19 protein-coding genes are annotated in these 21,454 nt (G+C 48.0%); 6 read left to right on the forward strand and 13 right to left on the reverse strand.

Features of this window, described 5'->3' with window-relative positions; translation table 11 throughout:
• Positions 1–230: 230 nt before the first annotated feature.
• The 3 genes from ACYQ2T_RS15300 to ACYQ2T_RS15310 all read right to left on the reverse strand — a co-directional run bounded on the left by ACYQ2T_RS15300 (position 231) and on the right by ACYQ2T_RS15310 (position 2,571).
• Positions 231–479, reverse strand: a complete 249-nt coding sequence (locus ACYQ2T_RS15300) for a DUF7660 family protein (protein ID WP_459901755.1) — start codon at positions 477–479, stop codon at positions 231–233.
• Between the two features lie 131 nt (positions 480–610).
• Complete coding sequence (locus ACYQ2T_RS15305; protein WP_459901756.1) at positions 611–1,021, reverse strand: hypothetical protein; 411 nt, start codon at positions 1,019–1,021, stop codon at positions 611–613.
• A gap of 2 nt (positions 1,022–1,023) precedes the next feature.
• Positions 1,024–2,571 carry an RHS repeat domain-containing protein gene (locus ACYQ2T_RS15310; RefSeq protein ID WP_459901757.1) on the reverse strand — a complete coding sequence of 516 codons (1,548 nt, stop codon included), beginning with the start codon at positions 2,569–2,571 and terminating at the stop codon, positions 1,024–1,026.
• Positions 2,572–3,009: 438 nt separating this feature from the next.
• Between ACYQ2T_RS15310 and ACYQ2T_RS15315 the strand changes: the two genes are divergently transcribed.
• Positions 3,010–4,914 carry a DUF6538 domain-containing protein gene (locus tag ACYQ2T_RS15315; RefSeq protein WP_459901759.1) on the forward strand — a complete coding sequence of 635 codons (1,905 nt, stop codon included), beginning with the start codon at positions 3,010–3,012 and terminating at the stop codon, positions 4,912–4,914.
• Positions 4,915–5,016: 102 nt separating this feature from the next.
• Here the strand turns inward: ACYQ2T_RS15315 and ACYQ2T_RS15320 are convergent, their stop codons facing one another.
• The 10 genes from ACYQ2T_RS15320 to ACYQ2T_RS15365 all read right to left on the reverse strand — a co-directional run bounded on the left by ACYQ2T_RS15320 (position 5,017) and on the right by ACYQ2T_RS15365 (position 13,446).
• Positions 5,017–5,490 carry a Rha family transcriptional regulator gene (locus tag ACYQ2T_RS15320; RefSeq protein ID WP_459901760.1) on the reverse strand — a complete coding sequence of 158 codons (474 nt, stop codon included), beginning with the start codon at positions 5,488–5,490 and terminating at the stop codon, positions 5,017–5,019.
• A gap of 30 nt (positions 5,491–5,520) precedes the next feature.
• Entirely contained in the window at positions 5,521–5,817 is a 297-nt protein-coding gene (locus ACYQ2T_RS15325) for a BRO-N domain-containing protein (protein WP_459901761.1), read from the reverse strand.
• A 337-nt stretch (positions 5,818–6,154) separates the two neighbouring features.
• A complete protein-coding gene (locus ACYQ2T_RS15330; RefSeq protein ID WP_459901763.1) occupies positions 6,155–6,568 on the reverse strand; it encodes a virion core protein, T7 gp14 family in 414 nt (137 codons plus the stop codon).
• Positions 6,569–6,598: 30 nt separating this feature from the next.
• Positions 6,599–7,618 (reverse strand): IS481 family transposase, encoded by a 1,020-nt coding sequence (locus tag ACYQ2T_RS15335; protein WP_459901765.1) that lies wholly within the window; start codon positions 7,616–7,618, stop codon positions 6,599–6,601.
• Positions 7,619–8,449: 831 nt separating this feature from the next.
• Entirely contained in the window at positions 8,450–9,013 is a 564-nt protein-coding gene (locus ACYQ2T_RS15340) for a recombinase family protein (RefSeq protein WP_459901767.1), read from the reverse strand.
• Positions 9,014–9,803: 790 nt separating this feature from the next.
• Positions 9,804–10,241, reverse strand: coding sequence for a Rha family transcriptional regulator (locus tag ACYQ2T_RS15345; protein WP_459901769.1), 438 nt, complete (start codon positions 10,239–10,241; stop codon positions 9,804–9,806).
• 144 nt (positions 10,242–10,385) lie between these two features.
• A complete protein-coding gene (locus tag ACYQ2T_RS15350; protein ID WP_459901770.1) occupies positions 10,386–10,955 on the reverse strand; it encodes an Hsp20/alpha crystallin family protein in 570 nt (189 codons plus the stop codon).
• A 231-nt stretch (positions 10,956–11,186) separates the two neighbouring features.
• Complete coding sequence (locus tag ACYQ2T_RS15355; protein WP_459901772.1) at positions 11,187–11,720, reverse strand: phage antirepressor N-terminal domain-containing protein; 534 nt, start codon at positions 11,718–11,720, stop codon at positions 11,187–11,189.
• Positions 11,721–11,854: 134 nt separating this feature from the next.
• The gene (locus tag ACYQ2T_RS15360) at positions 11,855–12,691 is read right to left on the reverse strand and encodes a phage antirepressor N-terminal domain-containing protein (RefSeq protein ID WP_459901773.1); all 837 of its coding nucleotides are present in this window, start codon (positions 12,689–12,691) and stop codon (positions 11,855–11,857) included.
• Positions 12,692–12,891: 200 nt separating this feature from the next.
• Positions 12,892–13,446, reverse strand: a complete 555-nt coding sequence (locus ACYQ2T_RS15365) for a BRO-N domain-containing protein (RefSeq protein WP_459901775.1) — start codon at positions 13,444–13,446, stop codon at positions 12,892–12,894.
• A gap of 454 nt (positions 13,447–13,900) precedes the next feature.
• On the opposite strand from ACYQ2T_RS15365, the gene ACYQ2T_RS15370 reads away from it, so the two are divergent.
• From ACYQ2T_RS15370 to ACYQ2T_RS15390, 5 genes are all read left to right on the forward strand, one after another.
• Positions 13,901–14,452 (forward strand): recombinase family protein, encoded by a 552-nt coding sequence (locus ACYQ2T_RS15370; protein WP_459901776.1) that lies wholly within the window; start codon positions 13,901–13,903, stop codon positions 14,450–14,452.
• 259 nt (positions 14,453–14,711) lie between these two features.
• Entirely contained in the window at positions 14,712–17,357 is a 2,646-nt protein-coding gene (locus tag ACYQ2T_RS15375) for a class I SAM-dependent DNA methyltransferase (protein WP_459901778.1), read from the forward strand.
• A gap of 14 nt (positions 17,358–17,371) precedes the next feature.
• Entirely contained in the window at positions 17,372–19,291 is a 1,920-nt protein-coding gene (locus ACYQ2T_RS15380) for a DEAD/DEAH box helicase (protein WP_459901780.1), read from the forward strand.
• A 2-nt stretch (positions 19,292–19,293) separates the two neighbouring features.
• Entirely contained in the window at positions 19,294–20,478 is a 1,185-nt protein-coding gene (locus tag ACYQ2T_RS15385) for a GIY-YIG nuclease family protein (protein ID WP_459901782.1), read from the forward strand.
• Positions 20,479–20,731: 253 nt separating this feature from the next.
• The gene (locus ACYQ2T_RS15390; RefSeq protein ID WP_459901783.1) at positions 20,732–21,442 is read left to right on the forward strand and encodes a hypothetical protein; all 711 of its coding nucleotides are present in this window, start codon (positions 20,732–20,734) and stop codon (positions 21,440–21,442) included.
• Positions 21,443–21,454 lie beyond the last annotated feature (12 nt).

A 21,454-nucleotide genomic window follows, 5' to 3' on the forward strand; every position in this document is an offset into this window, starting at 1 on the left:
CTTCGACTCTACCCATATGCAACCCACCCATGGCAACCACGAGAAGGATTTCCGTAGACACCTGCAAAGAGCATCTCGAAGCTGTTAGAGAAATGTTGGCGGGACAATTATACATTCCCCCGCCGGCTTTAATGACTAAACAATCTATTCTTAGATGTTCCTTAGATTGTCCTGAGACGAACCTAGTAGGTCAATTCATTCATCAACGTCAAACTGTGACACATCCAAAATTATTCTAGCCTCGCCGCAGCCCAAAGTATATCAGCAAAAATACGCCACTTGGAAAGTGTTTTCATATCAACACCAATAAAATCATAATGCCCTGTTTCAGACCCATCAACAAAATATGACAAAGCTTCGAGAAATTCTGGCAACGTTGCATTTTCCCAGTTACAATCCTCCTTAGATGACTCCTTTGCCATCCAATAAACAAACGCTGCAAAATCCTCGTTTGTCACCACATCCTCATGATTCATCATATCCCTCCATTTCGAACTTTAGTATCTAGTCCATCATTGATTACTCCACGCTCATGACTTTCGGATTACATTTCCTGCTTCGTCACCTTTCGCGCTCTAATCGGCAATCCAGCCTCCTAAAAATGGGAGGATTACCGGACATTCTCAACTTCTTGTATAGGCATCAAAGGACACACATTTCGAAGCGAAGAACGCACCTCGTCCTTTGTCTCACCAAAAATCATAATAGATCCATCGCCTGCTTCTTTAAAATCCCCTGGGAATTTTCTAATAACAATGCCATTCGCCTCAATGACGAAATATTTCTCCTCACAATTATTCAATTTTTTCTTAAACTCTTTGAAACCTGAATCTGTCAACTCAATAAATCCAAAATTGCCCTCAACAACACCCGAAGACAATCTTCCTACTTCATTTGCAAAGATTTGAATTTGGCGAAGCGATTTTACGTTTTCACAATTTAAACTAAAAACGCATTCACTTTCGACACAACTTACATTGAAGAACAACACAAAAAGAAAACATAAAACTATTTTTTTCATAACTACTTCTCAACAATGTATTCAATAGTATAGTCAGCACGACAATTGTCAGCCCCTCTCATATAAACATGAACAACCCACTTCTGCATCACATCATCACCATCAAGAACATGTTCATCACTCATAAAAAAAACAGTATTAAGGAAAAAGTTCCCATTATTAGTCACAAAGTACAGGCCAGAAGGAAAGAAGATTCCATTCCCTCTTGCTTTGAACGTCACCGGGCCTATTGCGCTGAAAGCATGATATGCATGATCTAATGCCCCTCCAGCCGTTCCGTAAATTTTTTTAGAAAATCTTCGCTTCTTATCTACCTTTACTTCTTCAAATTTACACTTGCAATTAGGATGAGGACGTTCTGGTTTCTCATAATGAATTATTCCAGCAAGCTCATGACACTTTTCGCACGCTGCAGGCTTGGGATAAACCAACCAAAACGACTTCTTTCCTCTTTCCCTCGCCCTCTCTTTCGCCCGGCCTAATTCATATTCATTCGGTCCAATTTTTACGCTAGGCCTCCCGGCCACCGACGCCTCAGTTCTTTGGCGCTGAGGCTTAAGCCCCAAAGGATCAATTTGTGTGATTGGATTATCAACACAGTAATCACATAAATCCGGATCCCCTCCACACCAGCGAGCAGGATCTGGAGCTGTAAACCGCCCTGCTTCAGGCATGTAGTAACGCCATCCAAAACGTATTAAACCAACATGACGATCATGGACTCCACCTGCGAAACCAATTGGCAGAAAAAACTGCGGATTGGAATCGGAAAGGACGTTTCCAAAGCTGTCATATTGAATCTGCCTTATCAGATCGCCGGTAGAATCTGCTACTGTCTTTATCGTCCCAACTTGATCGACACCCAAGGCGCAATCATAGGTATATCCACCTTCTCTGACGGTAATGGCATGTGGCACACGAGAACTATAATGGAACTCAATCACGCGGCCTTCAGACTGATCTGACCAGCTCCTGATTCGCAAAGCGTCGTACCAACTAAACTCTTCCACGACCCTACCGTTGAACAATATACGACGAATTAGCCCGTCACCATCACGTTCATACGACAATTGCTGATTGCCAGGAAAATCTACAAAATCAAGAAATCCCAATTCATCATAATGAAATACATTTACATATCCCCTATGACTTCTTGAAATCATGCGCCCATTCGAATCATACTCAAACGCAAAATCCCCCATTGCAAGCAAGCGATCTTTAGAATCATACGTATATACCACTTGAGAATTATTATTCACTCTACACTTGGAACTACTTCTTCTTCCCTCATAATCATATGAATATTGCTCTATCTCTAAACCATCCAAACAAGACCGAACAAGACGTCCTGCTTTATCATAACTATATTCCCAGCACTGCTCAATGACGCCAAAAGTCTCCCTTTTCCCCTTTGCTCTCCCATCCCTTCCGGCCACCATTTCGCAATGAAACAACGACCCATTCAAAATATCATCACAACACCCCCTTGAAACACGGTCACGCTCGGCCCAACCCAAATCAAACGAATTCTGATATTGCCTTGAATTCACAGTCGCCCTCCTTCTGACAAGCCACATTTGCCCCCCAAACAATATGCCCCTCGTGAAGCTCCTTAGGGCTCACAGCCTAACGCACAGCACAAGACTAAATGAGGGCACTCAGCCAGAAGGGTTCGAATAACACCCCACCTTTTATGAACAATACATATTTACACACCAATAAAACAAAGGAGCCCCCTCTACGAATTTGGCCAAGCCACATTTTACATGCGTAATTAATCTCCAAGCAAACGAAAGCACCTCTCCCATTTCCCATACATAACAAGTTGTTATATCCTAAAACTAGCGAAACGGGGTATCAGACGGGGTATTTCAAAATTGTCTCCCGCGAGGAAAACTGGGGGGTCGCATTTTTCGGCGACGCTTCCTCGCCCACCCTCTCCGCCAGCGCATACAAGCAGCTGTAATAGCTGAATTTTTAGCAGGCTTATGTCCCAAAACACCGTCTGGTACACAGCGGTGGTACACAAGGGGTATAAGCCTGTGTCGTTTTGTTCTCCTGCCATTGGTTCAAATTCGGCTTCAAACGCAGCCGCACCTGCCTACTTGCTTCCTCGTCCAAGCGGATTATATTTCCGCATACGTATTCCAGCCGACCTTCAGCCGACGCTGGGAAGGACTGAGTATCGTCTTTCCCTTGGCACTTCGCACCTGAAGGAAGCCCGTCCAAAGGCTATGCGGCTGGCATCCAAGGCGCATGACATCTTTTCGGAAATCCGACGACTGAAAACGAAATCGACCACTTTTGAAAACAGAAACCGAAAGGCCATGACTGAAGCGAATGAAACACTCCAAAACCATCTTACCGACGAAAAGATTCGGGAACTTGTAGACAGGGAAATGAAGGAGACGCTCAACTATGAATTTGAGTTGCGCGTCAATCGGGAAAGACCTTGGCAGGATAATGAGCTTGAAAAGCACTTAGCTTCCCGCCAGCGCATTGCCTCGGACATTCGCGAACAGGCGGCACATGCCGATTATCGCGGCGTGAAGAATCTTGTCAGCGGGATTCTGGAACAGGAAGGCATCAAGGTCTCGGAGAAGTCCACGGACTACAAGAAGCTGTGCGACGCTCTTATGAAAGGCATTGCCAAGGCGTATGACGAAGCTGGCTCCATTGACTTTTCACCGCTTGCCAGCAAGCTCTCGGAAGCTGAAGCAGACAAGACGGTTGTCGTCACGCAGCAACCTGCCGCTCCTTCCCGCAAATCGCCCACCATCACCGAAGCCGTTGAGAAGTACATCAAGACCAAGACGGAAAGCGGTGAATGGAAAGTCACCAGCGTGAAGGACTTGGCTCCGCAACTTCGGCAGTTCGCGGAAATGATTTCCAATGGCAAGAAACTGCCGACACACGAGATCACCCGCGACCACATGCGGAAATACCGCGAGGAACTGGTCAAGCTGCCCTCGCTTCGCTACCGCTGCCATTACAAGGGCAAGAGCAAGGCGCAGCTCCTGAAGATGGATATCCCTGAGAACCACCGCCTCAAGCCCAAATCCATCAAGACGCGCTTTGACAATGTGCGCTCGTTCATCAACTGGGCAGAGCTTGAGGGCTACGTGGACAAGGCAAAGCCTCTCAACGTGGCGTTGGCCTTCAAGAAGAACACTCTCAAGGCGAAGCAGGCCAAACGCCGCGCCTTCACCAGCGATGAACTGAAAGCCCTGTTCCATAGCGCGCCTTACCAAGGCACGGCCACGGGCAAGCAGAAGTTCACGAAAGCATGGCAGTTCTGGGCACCGCTTATAGCCCTGTTTACAGGCGCACGTGTTGAAGAAATATGCCAGCTCCATCTGGACGACATCCGCGAAATCGACGGCGTTGCCTGCATCGACATCAACAACGAAGGCGACAAGGAACTCAAGACAGCCGCAGGCAAACGCATTGTCCCAGTCCATCCGTTCCTTATCAGGCTCGGCCTGCTTGAGCGTGTGAAAACACTTAGGTCAAAAGGCGAACAACACTTGTTCTCCCGCAAGACCTTGAGCAAGCGCGAAGGCAACGTCTCCGCCAACGTGACGCAGTGGTTCACGCGCTTCCGTCGTGATTGCGGTGTTGGCGCGGGTGAAGGCGAAGTCAGCAACGTTACCTTCCATTCCTTCCGGCATACGTTCATCACTTGGGCAAAGCTCCACGACATTGACCGCCGCAAATTGAAGGAAGTCGTAGGCCACGAAAAAGGCGAATTCGACGACATCACGGCAATCTATGAAGGCAGCTACCCAGCATCCACACTCTTCCGCGATGTCATCCAGCCTGTGGACTGGGACAGGGAAATCACGCTTGACGCCCTTGTGCCGCATGGAAAGCAATGGATTAAAAGCCGTTAGAGCGTCTTTTTGAGGTTATCGATGGGATTTCATATGGGCGAGGCAAAACGCGCCTTAAAAGCGAAATATGCAAGCTAACTTGCGGCTATCTGCGTCGAATCTTCAGCGGGATTGATTGGCAGGATTAAGGGGAAGGAGAAACGGGAAGACAGGAATGGTGAAGCCCATTGCGAGGAAAGTGAAACCGTCGCGGGTCATGAGATACATGGGATAGGGACGGCGGTTGTTGGGAACGGAATAGGAAGAGAGCTGAAAATTCAGCTTTCTAAATTCTTCTGAACAATCAAGCTGTTCGATGGATTGTATGACGTTCTTGTGTTCCTTCCCGAACACCTCAGCCACCTTTAGGCTTGTGGTCATGGGATTACCGCGCATATTATGCGACGTAATCTGATCGTCTGTTTTCATCCTCGTCAAGGGCGCGCACAACGTCAGCGGGTTTAGCAATGCGGCCTGTAGCGTCAGTGTATTCACTGGCGATAAAATTATCGGCAGCAAATTGTTCTGAGCGTTGATGTAGAAGGACTCAGCAAAATTGCTGACTCCTTTTTCGACCAGTTTTCGGATGTCGCGCATGACATGCTGGTGGTCATAGGCTTGTTGTTCTCAAGGACGGTCACGAGGTTGCCACTTCTTGAACCTATTGGCTTCCGGCTTGCGGGAGCGGAGAATCAGGGAGTAGAGGCCGGATTCGTTGATGAGGAGAGGCTTTCGGCCTGAACCCGAATAGTGTTCGTGTTCGCGTTTTTCATCATCCAACAGTTTCGAGAGGTTGCTGGTGTCAATTGTGAGCGCGTCACACGCGTCCTTAGCCACGAACCAGATTTCACCACCGCCCTTACCCTTGAGAACGCGAACAGTACCGAATGCAATCACAGACGCCTTACCGGAAACAAGGACCACAAGGGAAAACGTCCACAATTCGCTTCTAAAGACTTAAAAAAGAAAACATGACGAATGACAAGCAGAGACAACAAAAACGCCTCAGAATCAAAATATGGAGCAATTACCCCACTCCTAGCCACTTGAGGGCATTAAGAGCATGAGGGAAGGCAAAAACACTGATAAAGACAAAAACACATGGATAATTGTATTTGAAATTCACTTTCAATAAAAAGACTGACAAGCTAGGGAGAACGACAAGGCTACCACTTATGTGTCCATTGTGTCAGTCTTCACACTTCATTCATGTCTTCGCGCCTTTATCCTTCTCCTGCTTGCCAGTCCCGTTGCTGTCATATCATTTCCCTGTCAGCGAATAGCGGCCTGTGAATTTGCCGTTCTGGTCGTATATCGGTTGCTTGTACTGGTCATAATAACCAAGCCCCTTGCTTCCAATCGACAAAGCCGCACCGACCATTGAACCGACATTAGGGAAGTTGACAGGCTTGGGGATGTATCGACCTGAAGCCGTTCCACGGTTCTTTGCGGTATCCCTGAAGCCTTTCACGGATATGCCGTATGCGTCCTTGTCCATATCAAGCTGGTGCTTCACTGAATTCCTGTAGAGGGCTTCTTGCCTGTGATAGTCGTCCATGAGGAACTGGAGCGACTGACCAGCCGCCTCACTTGAAGCCAAAGCCGTCCCTTGCTTTTCGAGGCGTTCCCTTTGAATCCGTTGCACCTCTTGAGATGCCGCCTCTTGCTTCTGCATGAGCGCAATGCTTTCAGCGGCTGTGTCCTACTAACGTTCTTCTCTGACAGATTCGATGTACTCGTTAATGGTTTCTATGGGACGACGTCCCATGTTTCTATACCCTTGGTGTGAGCGTTCAGTATTGTAGTAGGTCAGCCAGGTGTCCAGGTCGGCCTGGAGTGCTTCTACGGTCTCATAAAGCGTTGTTCTGAAGGCTTCTCGAAAGAACTCATCAAGCACAGTGCCATTAAACCGCTCGACAAAGCCATTTGTCCGAGGTGATCGCACCTTGGTACGGCGGTGTTCAATCTCGTTGAGGGACAGATAGAGTTCATATGGATGGGTCTCGGTTCCGCAAAATTCCCTGCCGTTGTCAGTAAGGACAGCGGAAACGGCAATTTCCTTTTCCTCGTAGAACGGCATGACGTCGTTGTGAAGGACGGAAACGGCAGCCTCTGGCCGCTTGCTGGTATGTAGAAAGCCGAAGGCATAGCTTGAGAAGGAATCGACGACGACATGCAGGTAAACTCGCCCCACTCCTTTGAGACGTCCCACGTAAAAGGTGTCTTGGCACAACAGCTCCCCAGGGCGAGAACTCTCGACGTGTCGTTCTTTAAAAACGGGATTTTGTTTTTCAATGAAAGCGACCTGTTCGCCCGATAATTCAATGGGTTCGCCAGATTGCTTCTGCTCTAGCTTAAGCCAGCGGTCGTACTTGGTGCCCATGCCATTCTTGATCAAGATGTTTTGAATGGTAGGGGAGCTCACCGAAACACCGATGAGTTTGAGCTGATTGGAAAGGCGAACGCACCCCCAAGCAGGATGAGCCAGGCTCAATTCCAAGATTTGCTCGACCACCTCCTCGGAGGTGGTGAAAGGGTGGGACTTCGGAATAGGCGGCAGATCTTTGAGCCCTTCAAGGCCGTGAGTCTGGAAACGCCGCTTGTACTCGTAGAATTGACTACGATGCATACCGCGTCGCCGGCAGGCTTCACTGACGTTTCCCAAGCTCTCTGCAAGCTCAAGCACACTCATACGCTGGCGGGCGACTTTCTCTGCAGCTTTCATGGGGCCTCCATCGTGAGACTGTACCCCAAAATCTGTCTGAGGACTAACCTAGTAGGTCACATGAACATTTGAGACGCTGTAATCGTAGACGCTGCGGCAGTAGTGCCTGCTGTGGTTCCACCTACTGCGGCTGTTGTTCCCGCTGTAGCTGAAGCTGGTTCACACATAGACCTGTCTCCTACTCAATCTTGATACACTTTTAAATGGTTGCTATGAGGTAGGTAGCTGTGAAGACGTACACAAAAAATTCACAACGACCATATTTTATTTTGACAAATTTCTTTATTTTTGATACCTGACCACTCCCCTATATATACTATAGTTGTCTTAAGTATGACTTAAGTCTTCCCCCTTTCTTCTTCTCCATATCCTACTACTTCCCTCAATCCTGTCTGTACACTTAGGTTACTTCTTAAGTTATACTTAGGATGTCTTACTTGTTGGAGTGGGTAAGTCCATTGGGTAGGTTGAAACCTAGGTTACACTGTCGTCACTTCAGTTCACGTTATGTTCACTGCTGTATGACTTAGGTATCTTCTTTCCTCTTCTTCCTTGTCTGCCTACTTTCCCTTGTTCCTTAGCTGTCACTATAGTTGATCTTAAGTTCAGCTCTTTCTTCTTGTCGTTGTCACAAGCCGTCACAATATGAAAGCCGAAGAACACTGCTTTGTCGGGCTAGTGTTCTCCGGCCTTACCAAGAAAGAAAGTGTAGGAGAGAGGTCGTCTATTTGGGATAGGCGTAACCTTGAAGATGGTCTGACAGAGTGAGACGCGGAGCGTTCTCTCCCCTTTTTAGTGCAACCTAATTGATTATTTAAATATTTCAGCATCTTAAGCTGGTTCGGCGATGACGCGGTACAAGGTCTGCCTGCTTATGCCATATTCAGCCGCTAACGCCTTTTTTTCTTCGCCCATGACTGTTGCCCTATGTCGAAGCTCTTCGGCCTGTTCTGGCGTTAATTTGGCCTTTCTGCCGCAGTGTTTTCCCTTGGCTTGTGCCTTGGCAATACCTTCTCTTTGCCGCTCCTTGATGATGGAGCGTTCAAACTGGGCGACGGCTCCAATGATTTGAAGCTGGAGCGTTTGGAAAGGATTGTCTTCGCCTGTGAAGGTTAACCCCTCTTTGTGGAACTGAACGGCGACGCCCTTGCCTATGAACTTCTTTAGGAGTGTGAGCAGGTCGTCAAGGTTACGGGCAAGGCGATCTATTGAATGGACGTGGAGCGTATCGCCCTTGCGGACAAACCTCATGCACTCTTCCAGCTTAGGCCGCTTAGACGTTGCGGCACTTGCCTTCTCTTCAAATACTTCCACCAAGTTGCAATCAAGGTCAGCAAGCTGGCGGTCAGTGTTCTGGTCGATTGAGCTAACACGGATGTATCCAACATGAGCCATATTCCTGTTTCCTCCTTCTGTAATCGTCGTGTAACAGAAGGACTAGACTTTTCGAGAAGACGTGTCAAGAAATGTGATTGAGAGGTTTTGAGACACAGAACAAAGCGGCTTTTCAGGCAATGGCATAGGTGCTCCACAAGGTATACCTTTTGAGAAGAAACAAGGACGCACCGTTTTGACTTCCGAAACGGTGGTCGAGAGTACCGGATCAGCCAGAATCTTCACACGTTGACTGGAGCCGGGAAGCTGCGTTGCCATTTCGGTAACGCATCTCGAAAGTACCTATCAGCCGCCAGTGGTAACCATGGCCATTTCGGCTACAGTTGGCGAACTCGATGGGGAGCATGGTGTTTCTGTTCTTTTTTCGTCGGCCGCAGCTGTTGGCATTTCAACAACGACTAAAACGAGTACCGTGTCTGCCTTGATATTCCTGAACTGGGTAGGCCAGTCGATACCGAACGAATCACGCGTAGGCATTTCACCTACGCATCCTCCAAGCACAGGATCGTCCTTGATCTTCTTGAACTGAGTAGGCCTACCGAGCGCATCACACACATGACGTGGCGAGAAGTACGCCTTGCAGTCTTCAGCGGTTGAAACGCCTCGCCCATTCAGCGCACACCAAAGGGCATGGGGGGGATTTTCGCTTTTCATAACGTTGTAAACCCGCTCAGATTTTTACGCCAAAATTTGGCTGGTATATCTTGAGCTAGTTATTTGAAGGGGACCTTTTGTCCCCTTCGTGATGCTCGTCTCAGTACATTCAAAGAAACTCTTGTCTGCTTGCAGTCTAAGGAACGAGGGCTTTGCCCTGTGCTTCGCAAACCATCTTCTGTTCGACCTGATCAGCCCACGCACGAGCGGCTTCAACAAGATTGGTAAAGTCGGGCAGGACATTCACCTGTCGCTTCATCAGTTCGGCTTCCATGCGGTTGAAGGCTTCGATGTACTTGAGCTTCCAAGCCAGTGCCTTGTTTCCGGTGAAGCCCATGACGAGCAGGGAGAAGCCGTCACGGTCCATGAGGAACATGCGGTACTCCTGACCGTTCTGCGGATGGACGTATGAGGTCTGCTCAAAATTGGGCACACCCCTTTCGATCAGGCGTTCGATGTCCCGAAGGATATGACGATGCGCCTTCCCGAACATCTCCGCCACCTTGAGGCTCGTAGTCATAGCCTTGTCGTCCAGAAGCATCACAAGGGAGTTGGTCGCAGTCGCAGTATTCATCAGTTTTCTCCTTCACGTTCTTGATTTTCATAAATAAAGAAAGGCTGGCGAGGATCATCGTCCTCAACCAGCCTTCGGTGTTGTATCGTCTATGTGACTATGGAATCAAAAGTGCTCTTGTTTCTTTAAGATGCCCTTGTCAGGTTAGTCCTCTTTCGAACTTTCAATCGCAATCTTGCGGGATTCTGTTTCAATGGCCTTGTTTCGCGGCATGGTGATTCGCAACACGCCCTTCTTCAACTTGGCGTTTATGCCTTCCTTGTCAGCATCATCAGGGACATTGAGCACCCGACGGAAGGAACCGTAAGAGCGTTCAACGCGGTAGTAGCCCTTTTCTTCTGTTTTCTCTTCATGCTTCTTTTCCGCAGAGAGAATCAGCACGTCGTCTTTCAGTTCAACAGACAGGTCTTTCTCTTCGATGCCGGGAAGATCCACTTCAACAACATACTCTTTGTCAGTGCCGTAAATATCCACTTTCGGCTTGATGACAGACTTGCCAAGCATCGGGCTGGCAGCGTCGAACAAGCGGCGAGGCGAAGGCATTCCAAAGCCAGAGAACATCGAATCAACCATACGGTCGAATTCTGCGTGGAAGTGGTCAAGCGGAGAAGCGTATTCCCTTGCTCCCCGTTCCGTCTGCTTAACCGGAAGGGTCTTTTCCTGTTCGCTTTCCTTCTTAAACCAGTTCCATGGATTCAGCTTAGAAACCATCATAGCGTCCTCCTTGAAGAGTTTAAAATTATGGTCAGCACAGCATGAATAAATCTAAAGAACGACGTGTCAAGATAGAGTCGCAAAAATTGCGCAACATGTCAGTAACACGAGGTAAAATAGACTAGACGGCCTCTGTTTATGCCAAATGGCTTTCAGGCTCGCTGTGAAATATAAAGGCTGGCCAAGGGGAATTCTCGACCAACCTTTTCAATTCGTTACCTGCTTCTTCGCCTATATGACTGGCAAGCTCGTTACCTTCTCATGGCTGCCAGCTTGCAATTCCGCAGAGTACAAATCGTCACATTCTTTTTGATTCATTATATCCGCTAATTCCCGCAGGCATGAAGGCGTTATGACTTTCTTCTGAACGTATTCGTCATTCCTAATTCCCTGACGGAACCAAGCATCAAGTGCGAGGAATGCCTCTTTCCTGTTGCGGGTGAGTTGTGGTTGGACTTCGGGACGAACCCGTTTGATGTTCACGAGCCAGCCAGATAACATTTCAACTGGGAGCATCGTGTATTTTCTCCGCTGTCTTGAGCCGGGAAGCTGCGTTGCCATTTCCACTACGTTACTTGAAAGCAATGGGTCTGCTTTGATTTTTCTGAATTGGCGAGGCCAGCTTATTCCAAGGGATTCGCAAAAGTGCCTTGGCGAGAAGTAACGCCGTTCATCCTCGGCGACTGCTGCAAGAATGGGACTGCCACAAATGGTTACAGTTTCGAATCGTACAATCTGATTGGCAACGGCTTTGGTGGTGGTCATAGTCTCTCTCCTATGATTTTACGTGCTGGAATTTGCGTGAATTAAGCCTGCTGAGGGCGAAAAAAGAGCCGAGCAAGGCCAAAGGCTTTATCCGGCTCTTTTCATTCGTTATGCGGCGAATTTGAGCGATTTATCTAGAAGTCCAGTTCGTCAAAGAATCGCTCGTGCGCATGTTCGAAACCTCTTCGCATGGTCAGCTTGCCATCGAGATACAGCTCAACCATCTTCTCTTTGCCACCATCGAGGGCGATGATGGTCACAAAGCCTCTGAATGGGCTGATGCGCTCTGCGAAGAACTTGTCTCTGAACTTGCCACGCACCCTGTACACGCCACCGGAACGCCGCAGGTATCCTGCTCTCATCAGGTCTTCCTTGACCTTCATGCTGTTTACGCCGTGGAGCGTCCTTGCGAACTGGACAACGCTCATTTGGCGGTCGGCGAAGCAGGCTTCATAGACCTTGGCCTTGGGTCTCAGTGTGGCATTTTCCGCTTCCAGTTCTATGCGCTGTTCACGTTCTTCGGCCCACGCTCTTGCAGCTTCAGCAGGGCTTTCGAAATCAGGCAATCCAAGGGCTTCGAGTGCATCTTCTTCATACCGAAGTCCCTTTCTGAACCACAGGTCCAGAACATGGTAGGCTTCAGCGCGGAACAGGTTCAGCTTGGCTTGGAGTTCAGGGCGAACCTTCTTGATTGTGAACAGCCAGCCATTGGCGAACTCGATGGGGAGCATGGTGTACTTCCGACGCTGACCGGAGCCGGGAAGCTGCGTGGCCATTTCGGCCACGCAGGTCGCAAGCACGTCATCCTCCATGATTTTCTTACGCTGACGCGACCAAGTGATACCGAGCGCATCACACACATGGCGCGGCGAGAAGTACGCCTTGCCATCCTCGGTGACAGCGGCAAGGACGTATTCACCGCATACAGCGACTTCTTCATGACGGACAGGGATGAGGGTTTCTTTAGCCATTATAAGTTCTCCTTTTGAATGGAATGTTGAAATAAGAAAAGGCTGGCGAGATTCCTCTCAACCAGCCTTCACGTTTGGGGTTTTCCTAAGTGTTTCCGCAGTGCCTTTTGCTTTGGAGCGTCATGCGGCGGTGATAGTCCGTTTCGAAAACACATAGCTTTGATGCATACTTGGCTGCGTGTCATAGCTTTTCCTTTGGGTTAGACGTCAATGATGGGGCCTAAGTCGCTGGTGTCATTTGGATAATCCTTGCAAGTGCTGGTCGTGAATGTCGGCATGAATTGACCTTGCAGGGCGGCTTCAAGCTTGTCTGCCAACTCTCGCAAGATGTCGGGGCATTCAATGCCGTCATCTTCATGCGCCAACTCAATGATCTGTTTTGCCTTCTGGATTATGCTTTCATCCGTGTCCGTGGGCTTCATCATGAAATACGCACCATGCTTCCGGATCGAGGGCAGGACTTCCTCGCAAACCCAATCCTGAAACGCGATGGCTTCAGGCTTTCGGCTTTGGAATATGAGCGTGTACAGACCGGGTTCGTTGATAATCAGCAGCGGCTTTCCGGGCTTCATTCCGAGGGCGGTCCTTGGAAGATGCTTTTTCATGTCTTCGTCCAAGTAGCGCACTGAATCCCTTGGCTTGAGACCAAGGTGCTTGCAAACATCCATTGCGACAAACCAAAGTTTACCGTCGTCATCCACGATGGTTCGGGCATCGGCCATGCCGTTGAGGGTGAGTGTGCTGATTTCACCCATGATCATGTCCTCCTTGAGTTTGGGGGTTCCTTCGTTCAAAGGTGCAACCTAATCGCATCTATCTAAAATCACGTGCTTTTTGATTGCCATCTTCGAAGAGAGCGTTTGTTGAGCCGTTCCTTCTGCTCATTAGTGCAACCTAAATGATAACATTCCGATTTTTATTGAGATTTAACTCCAGCAGCTTGCGCCTCTGTAAACGAAAAAAGGCTGGCTAAGGAATACTCCTCAACCAACCTCCCGTTCGACCTTTCGAAAGCTGTCCCTTTGTCTATGTCACTTCAGCGCAACTCTGCGCTCACGCCCCTGTCTCATTTGGGGATACCCTACTGAAACACTCGACACGCTCCAGAATTCACCGGCTTTCGTGTAACAATAGACTTACTTTTTTTGACATGCTTCTCACTTGGGTCTAGTTTTAATCGCAACACAAGGCTGAACCACTGGAAAGGGCATGAGCAAGAACATTGGATACATCCGAGTCAGCACTGTAGACCAGGACAGCGACAGGCAACTTGACGGGGTAGAACTCGATAAGCGGTATGAGGACAAGATCAGCGGAGCCAGCACCAAGAGGTCGCAACTCCAAGCATGTCTCGACTACCTCCGTGACGGTGACACGCTCCACGTTCACAGTATGGACCGCCTCGCCAGGAGCATGAGGGACATTGAAGACCTCGTGAAGGAACTCACCGGAAGAGGCGTTACCGTCCGTTTCCACAAGGAAGGCTGGACGTTCTCCGGAAAGATGGATGCTACCCAAACGCTCCTTTTCCAGATGCTTGAGGCTATCTCGCAGTTTGAGCGGTCCATCATCAGAGAACGTCAGGCCGAGGGGATAGCAAAGGCCAAAGCCGCAGGGAAGTACAAGGGCAGGAAGCCCACGCTGTCACCCGAACAGGTCCAGGAGGTCAAGGACAAGGTGGCGGCAGGAGCGGAGAAGAAGGCCCTAGCGCAGGAATACGGGGTGAGCCGTCAGACGCTCTACCGGGTACTTGCGTCATAGCGTGTTACTGTGTTATTCGTTCGTGTTATTCACCCGGTGACCGGGGTCAACGGTCTATGGCGGTTTTGGCGAAAACTGACTAAGAGAATCAATTATATCCAACAAAGATATCTTCGCCAATTGTTTACAATCACAACAAATAACCTTGCTTCACGTGTCTGATTGACATAGATCCTCCGTAGTTTTTCAGAAGGATCTAAATCAATATTTTGATAGTCATATAAGTTAGTTGTTAACCATTAAGATAAATCACCATTATATGAACACTACCCAGCTCTATAAAAAACTTGAGAAGCTTGTTGATCCCGTTTCCAAAGAAAACTTTCTTTTTGACTTACTTCTTGCCTACTCGATTCCAAAGGCACAAGTAACACAGCTGAGGAACGGGACAAACAATCGATCCAATGTCGAGGGGCAGTTGATACTTGCTCGAAAGGTGCTGTTTCAACCTGCTGATTCGGATTCTTTGTTTACTAAGATGGATGAGTTGCGAAAAGACCAGCGATGCATGAGGCATAAGCCTCGATTCTTCGTGGTCACGGACTTCAAGTCCCTGCTGGCGTATGACACCAAGGTTGATGACACCTTGGATATCCCGTTGATTGAGCTGCCTAAGAACATGGAGTTCTTCATGCCTTGGGCCGGTCGGGAGCGGTATGCGGAGACCATGGAGAATCCGGCAGATGTCAAAGCTGCGGAACGTATGGCGCGGCTGTATGATGAGATTCTTCGGAACAATCCCGATGCCGAGAAGGACCTAGGTGAACGGCACAAGCTGAACGTATTCCTGTCCAGGTTGTTGTTCTGCTTCTTTGCGGAAGATACCGACATCTTTCCGAACAACATTTTTTCCAAGGCCATCACCGAACTGACCGAAGACGATGGGAGCGACCTGGACAAGTTCCTGAACCAGCTCTTCGAGGTGCTGAACACTGAAAGCCGTGAAGGTTGCATCGATCAGCTTTGCAAGTTCCCCTATGTGAACGGCGGGTTGTTTGGCGATTCCTATGATGCTCCCAAGATGACAAGTCGTGCTCGACGTATGGTCATTGAGTGCGGTGCGTTGGATTGGTCCGAGATCAACCCGGACATTTTTGGTTCGATGATTCAGGCGGTGGTCGATCCTGAACAGCGTGGCGGTCTTGGGATGCACTACACGTCTGTTCCCAACATCATGAAGGTGATCGAACCGCTATTTCTCAACGAACTCCGGGAAGAATTTGAAAAGGCTTATGACGATCCCAAGAAGCTGGCAAAACTCCTCAATCGTATCAGACGAATTCGATTCTTCGACCCTGCTTGTGGATCAGGAAACTTCCTCATCATCACGTACAAAGAGATTCGCAAGCTTGAGATGGAGATTGTCGAACGACGCAAGAATCTTGATGGTTACATCCCTCTCCACTCGTTGATCACTCTCGACCATTTCTACGGCATTGAGATTGACGACTTTGCCCATGAAGTAGCGATCCTTTCGCTGTGGTTGGCAGAGCATCAGATGAACGTCCAGTTCAAAGAGAGGTTTGGAAATACTAGCCCCGCACTGCCTTTGAAAGAAAGTGGTAATGTTATTTGTGACAATGCCTGTAGATTAAATTGGGAAAAGGTCTGTCCTATAAGAAAGCAAGATGAAATCTTTATTATGGGGAACCCTCCCTACCTTGGCGCAAGATTTCAAAACAAAGAGCAAAAAGAAGATATTCAAAAAATATACGGTCAATTTGGCCGAGCAAAAAAAGTTGATTACATCACTTGCTGGTTCTTACTGGCGGCTCAATATTCTAGCAAGAACCAGAACTCAAGGTATGCATTTGTCTCAACAAACTCTATCTGCCAAGGAGAACACATAGCTCTACTATGGCCCCATATTTGGAACATGGGGTTAGAAATCTTTTTTGGTCATCAGTCATTTAAATGGAACAACCAAGCAAAAGGTAGCGCAGCTGTAATTTGCGTTGTCGTAGGAGTTCGCAACAAATCAAATGCTTCTAAGCATATATATACTGCCGATGCGAAAAGCACAGTAAGAGGAATAAGCCCATACCTGACGGAGGGGGGGGATACCTATATTAGTAGGTGCTCTTCGCCGATGGCAGCAATTCCTCATATGGATTTTGGAAATATGCCTATGGATGGTGGGAACCTGATTCTATCGCCACATGAAAAAGACGAACTCATCGAGGCTTACCCTGAGTCGGCAGACCTTATCAAACGTCTTTATGGCTCCCAAGAATACCTTAAAGGAATAGAACGTTGGTGCCTTTGGATTGATAATGATCAAAGAGAGCTTGCAGAGTCGATTCCTCCTATTGCTCGTCGAATTTCAGAAGTAAAGAAAATGCGTCTGTCCAGCAGTGATGCTGGAACACGTAAGGTTGCAGAAAGACCACATCAGTTTAGAGAAATGAAGATTTCTCGAAAGCGAATGCTTGTGCTTCCGCGTGTTTCATCTGAAAGGCGCGAGTACATCCCTATAGGCTTTTTAGGTGCCGATTGCATCGCTACTGATCTTGTCTTTGCGATATACGATCCAGAAACATATATATTCGGATTGCTATCTTCAAAAATACATATGGCATGGGTAAAATCCGTGGCAGGGCGACTAAAGACAGACTTCAGATACTCTTCTGTTCTTTGTTACAACCCATTCCCTGTTCCACGCATCACTAAATCTCAAAAAAAAATGCTGGAAGAATTGTCTTTAGATGTTCTTGATATAAGAAATGAGCACATCGGTAAGACAATGGCTGAACTTTACGACCCCGACAAAATGCCAGACGATCTTCGCGAGGCACACCATCAACTCGATCTTGCCGTTGATAGCTGTTACCGAAAGAAACCATTCGAAAGCGATTCTGAACGACTCGAACACCTTTTCAAAATGTACGAAAAGATGACCGCATAACCACGAGAATAATAATGCCCAATATTATCAATGTAGAATACGAAACCACTGGCAAGAGCAAATCTACCAACGAACTTGGGATGAGGGAAATGCAGGAGCGCGCTTTTGAGGCTCGCAATGCTCAGTATGTTCTTCTCAAAGCTCCGCCAGCTTCGGGTAAATCTCGTGCTCTCATGTTCCTTGGATTAGATAAGCTGCATAACCAAGGGATCATAAAGGTCATCGTCGCTGTTCCCGAACAAACTATTGGTGCTTCATTCGCCCCTACCGATCTGACGACTTACGGATTCTTTGCTGATTGGGAACCTAAGCCGGAATGCAACCTTTGTACTCCCGGTGGTGAAAGCAGCAAGACCAAAGCGTTCGTCAAATTCATGGGTAATGGAGAACAGGTTCTTATCTGCACCCATTCAACGCTCCGACATGCGTTCGCAGACCTGAAACCTTCCGACTTCGACAATACCCTGCTTGCCATTGACGAGTTCCATCATGTCTCGGCTGGCGATGATAACCGATTAGGTGAACTTCTCAGGTCCGTGATGAACGGGTCCTCGGCACACATTGTTGCCATGACAGGATCATATTTCAGGGGTGACAACATCCCTGTTCTTGCACCGGAGGATGAAGCCCGATTCCAGCGAGTGACGTACAACTATTACGAACAGCTCAATGGATATGAATATCTGAAGTCGCTTGGCATCGGATACCATTTCTATCAGGGCCAATACATGACCGGATTGAAGGAAGTTCTGGACACCGACAAGAAGGTGATCCTGCACATCCCCAACGTCAATTCTCGTGAATCTACCGGTGACAAATATTTCGAGGTTGGCGCGATCTTCGACCAGATTGGAGAGATTGTCGGAACCGATCCCGTCTCAGGGATTCACACCATCAAACGCAAGGGTGATGGCAAACTCCTCAAGGTCGCTGATCTTGTTGAAGACGACATGAACACCCGATCCAAGGTGTATGAGTATCTTCGCAACATCGAATCCCCGGAAGACCTGGACCTGATCATTGCCCTTGGGACCGCCAAAGAGGGGTTTGACTGGCCCTATTGTGAACAGACATTGACCGTTGGATACCGGAGTTCTCTGACAGAGATAATCCAGATCATCGGACGATGCACACGAGACAGCAGCAACAAGACCCACGCACAGTTCACCAACCTCATTGCCCAGCCTGAAGCCAGTGATGAACAGGTTACTATTGCTGTAAACAACATGCTCAAAGCGATCTCTTGCTCCTTGCTCATGGAGCAGGTGTTGGCACCCAATTTCAAGTTCAAGCGGAAAAGACTCGATGTGGAGAAGCGCAAGCCTGGTGAAATTCATATCCGTGGCTTCAAAGAACCCAGCACACAGCGGGTGAAAGACATCATCGAAGCTGATTTGAACGATCTCAAGGCCGCGGTGTTGCAGGATGACAAGATGCTCAAGGCCCTTCCTGGCAACGTAGCACCAGAAGTCATCAACAAAGTGATGATCCCCAAGATCATCGAAGTGAAGTACCCGGAACTCTCCGCAGAGGAACGAGAGGAAGTTCGACAGTACATGGTCGCAGATTCTGCCATCAAGAATAGCGAGACTAAGGTTGAAGGCGATCAGCGATTCATCCGAATGGCTGGCAAGTTCGTGAATGTCGAAGACCTGAGCATTGACCTCATCGACTCCGTAAATCCCTTCCAGAAGGCATTTGAAGTCCTTTCAAAGAGTCTCTCCAAGCACACGTTCAAAGCCATCCAGGACGCGATAGACGCGAACAGACTTGCCATGACATCCGAAGAGGCTCTGGAACTCTGGCCCATGATCAACGAGTTCGTGCAGGAGCATAAGCGTAAGCCGAGTAGAACCGCTGTCGATCCGCTTGAACGGCGCATGGCAGACGCAATCCTTTATCTTCAGAACCAGCGCAGGATGCAGAACGTATAGCCATGGATAAAGAAACCCTCCTACAACTCGTCGAGAATGACCCTCTTGGACTTCTGGAAGTCAAGAAGCGTGGAGCTTCCGCATCATCACCAGATGAGATTATGATCGAAGCCTTTCTCAAGGTGAATGCGTTTTATGCCGAACACGGCAGGGAGCCGGAGAAGAAAGGTGATGAACGTACTTTGTTCAGCAACCTTAATGGCTTTCGAAAGTATGAAGAGAAACGACAAGTCGTCATTGGATTCGATGAATATGGCCTCCTGGCTGAACCGGAAGAAGAGAAGATCGAAGTACCAGCCCCTGAATCCATAGACGATATCTTTGACAACGATCCGCTAGGACTGCTTGGCGGCGGTGGCGATTTGGGACCTCTCAGCCCTGAAGAAGATATATTTACGCTGAAGCATGTTCCTCAAAGCATGCCTGAATATGTCGCTCAAAGGGAGAAGTGTGAGGACTTCGAGAAATTCGAACCACTCTTCAAGCAATGTCACCAAGACCTGAAAGAAGGTCATCGTCGGATCATCCCCTTCTCAAAGGGAGGACAAATCCGCAAAGGGCTGTTCTACGTCCTCAAGGGAGTGGTTCTCTATGTCGCAAAGGTCGGCAAGAAAGAACGTATGAAAGGAGCTATGAATGCTCGCCTCCGTTGCATCTTCGAGAACGGCACAGAGTCCGACATGCTCCTGCGATCCTTAGCCGCAGAACTCTATAAAGACGGGCGCGGAATCACCGAGCATCACGACAAGCTTCTGGATGGTTTCAGCAACATTACCGAGGACGACGAAGAGGCTGGATTCATCTACGTGGTGCGATCGTTGAACGAAGACGAAAAAATCAAATCTATCCCCAATCTGTACAAGATCGGATTCACCAGAAAGTCAGTTGAGGACCGCCTGAAGGACGTAGCAAACGATCCCACCTTCCTCATGGCAGAGGTGTCTCTCGTCAAGGCGTACAAGTGCTTCAACATGAATTCCCAACTGCTCGAACAAAAGCTCCACGCCTTCTTCGGAAAGGTTTGCCTGAACATCGACATCTATGACAAGCCGGGTAGACGGCACGTACCAAGAGAATGGTTCATGGCTCCGCTTGAAGCGATTGAACAGGCAATCTATCTGTTGTTGGAAGGGAAGATCACTGACTTTGTGTATGACGTGGATCGGGAGATGATTGTAGGGAAGTAGTCATTGGAACGATCTAAATCTATGGACATTCTAGAATGAAAAGACATGAAGTATGGCGGCTGGAATACAGAAGACGTCCTTATTTAGCGAATGTATCTGACGACTACTTGAAAACACGACTTTGTGATGTTGCCTCAAATATCACCCAGTTATCCCAGATGGCAAGATAGGCCCAGTCATAGATGATAACTTGATGAATTATTGGACCCCGCGATTTACTCATATACTGGAAGAGTACGCACGAAGAGGCTCTATGCAGCCTGACGTATCGGAAGTTTTAAATATTCCGACCCCAACATTTCCCACATTACCGAATGGAGCTAGAGCTTTTCAAAAAATAACAATTCCAGATGAAGGATCGTTTATAGCAAAGTTCACTAAGCAAAAACACGCTGAAGCATTATTATCAGAGGGTCAGGTATATGTCTCTCCCGCAAGCGCATATAAAGACTCATCCTTAAACAGGGCCATGTGCGACGACGAACTTAGCGTGCATAAGTTCATCCGAAAGAATAACACAAGAGTAACTATTCTAGATCAAAAAACAGGTAAGTCCAAAGAAGTCATCCCATTGAGTAGCGATATAAAGGTGACGACAACTTCAAACACGGACTTCTACGTCTGGTGTACTGCGTCCTCGCTCGATCTAAGATTGTTCGAAGACTTTGAAGCTGATGCTTGTGTAATCATCCGAGATATAGACGTATTTAAGCAAAGGCTAAAACAAGCTATGTCAGCCAAGCTTCCTAATTGGGAATTTTCATGTGGGGCTGTTAACTATATCGATCCTTATCTACATTCAGAACAGCAATTTGATCCCTTCGCCTGTAAGCATTTTAGCTATGCTTACCAGAAGGAATTTCGATTCATTTGGATTCCACCTTCACCAGTATCAGACAAGTTAAAACCACACCTTTTAACTCTTGGAAACTTAGAAGACATATGTGAAATGGTTGTTGTTTAGCTGACCTACTAG

It is taken from the genome of Desulfobaculum senezii (genome assembly GCF_054657395.1).

What these genes read in the sequence shown, in the direction of transcription:
- ACYQ2T_RS15345 (WP_459901769.1), bottom strand. Translation starts at nt 10,241, where the DNA reads ATGAATACTGCGACTGCGACCAACTCCCTTGTGATGCTTCTGGACGAC.
- ACYQ2T_RS15335 (WP_459901765.1), bottom strand. Translation starts at nt 7,618, where the DNA reads ATGAAAGCTGCAGAGAAAGTCGCCCGCCAGCGTATGAGTGTGCTTGAG.
- ACYQ2T_RS15390 (WP_459901783.1), top strand. Translation starts at nt 20,732, where the DNA reads ATGCAGCCTGACGTATCGGAAGTTTTAAATATTCCGACCCCAACATTT.
- ACYQ2T_RS15375 (WP_459901778.1), top strand. Translation starts at nt 14,712, where the DNA reads ATGAACACTACCCAGCTCTATAAAAAACTTGAGAAGCTTGTTGATCCC.
- ACYQ2T_RS15350 (WP_459901770.1), bottom strand. Translation starts at nt 10,955, where the DNA reads ATGATGGTTTCTAAGCTGAATCCATGGAACTGGTTTAAGAAGGAAAGC.
- ACYQ2T_RS15355 (WP_459901772.1), bottom strand. Translation starts at nt 11,720, where the DNA reads ATGACCACCACCAAAGCCGTTGCCAATCAGATTGTACGATTCGAAACT.
- ACYQ2T_RS15305 (WP_459901756.1), bottom strand. Translation starts at nt 1,021, where the DNA reads ATGAAAAAAATAGTTTTATGTTTTCTTTTTGTGTTGTTCTTCAATGTA.
- ACYQ2T_RS15300 (WP_459901755.1), bottom strand. Translation starts at nt 479, where the DNA reads ATGATGAATCATGAGGATGTGGTGACAAACGAGGATTTTGCAGCGTTT.
- ACYQ2T_RS15380 (WP_459901780.1), top strand. Translation starts at nt 17,372, where the DNA reads ATGCCCAATATTATCAATGTAGAATACGAAACCACTGGCAAGAGCAAA.
- ACYQ2T_RS15370 (WP_459901776.1), top strand. Translation starts at nt 13,901, where the DNA reads ATGAGCAAGAACATTGGATACATCCGAGTCAGCACTGTAGACCAGGAC.
- ACYQ2T_RS15330 (WP_459901763.1), bottom strand. Translation starts at nt 6,568, where the DNA reads ATGCAGAAGCAAGAGGCGGCATCTCAAGAGGTGCAACGGATTCAAAGG.
- ACYQ2T_RS15320 (WP_459901760.1), bottom strand. Translation starts at nt 5,490, where the DNA reads ATGCGCGACATCCGAAAACTGGTCGAAAAAGGAGTCAGCAATTTTGCT.
- ACYQ2T_RS15315 (WP_459901759.1), top strand. Translation starts at nt 3,010, where the DNA reads ATGTCCCAAAACACCGTCTGGTACACAGCGGTGGTACACAAGGGGTAT.
- ACYQ2T_RS15385 (WP_459901782.1), top strand. Translation starts at nt 19,294, where the DNA reads ATGGATAAAGAAACCCTCCTACAACTCGTCGAGAATGACCCTCTTGGA.
- ACYQ2T_RS15360 (WP_459901773.1), bottom strand. Translation starts at nt 12,691, where the DNA reads ATGGCTAAAGAAACCCTCATCCCTGTCCGTCATGAAGAAGTCGCTGTA.
- ACYQ2T_RS15365 (WP_459901775.1), bottom strand. Translation starts at nt 13,446, where the DNA reads ATGGGTGAAATCAGCACACTCACCCTCAACGGCATGGCCGATGCCCGA.
- ACYQ2T_RS15340 (WP_459901767.1), bottom strand. Translation starts at nt 9,013, where the DNA reads ATGGCTCATGTTGGATACATCCGTGTTAGCTCAATCGACCAGAACACT.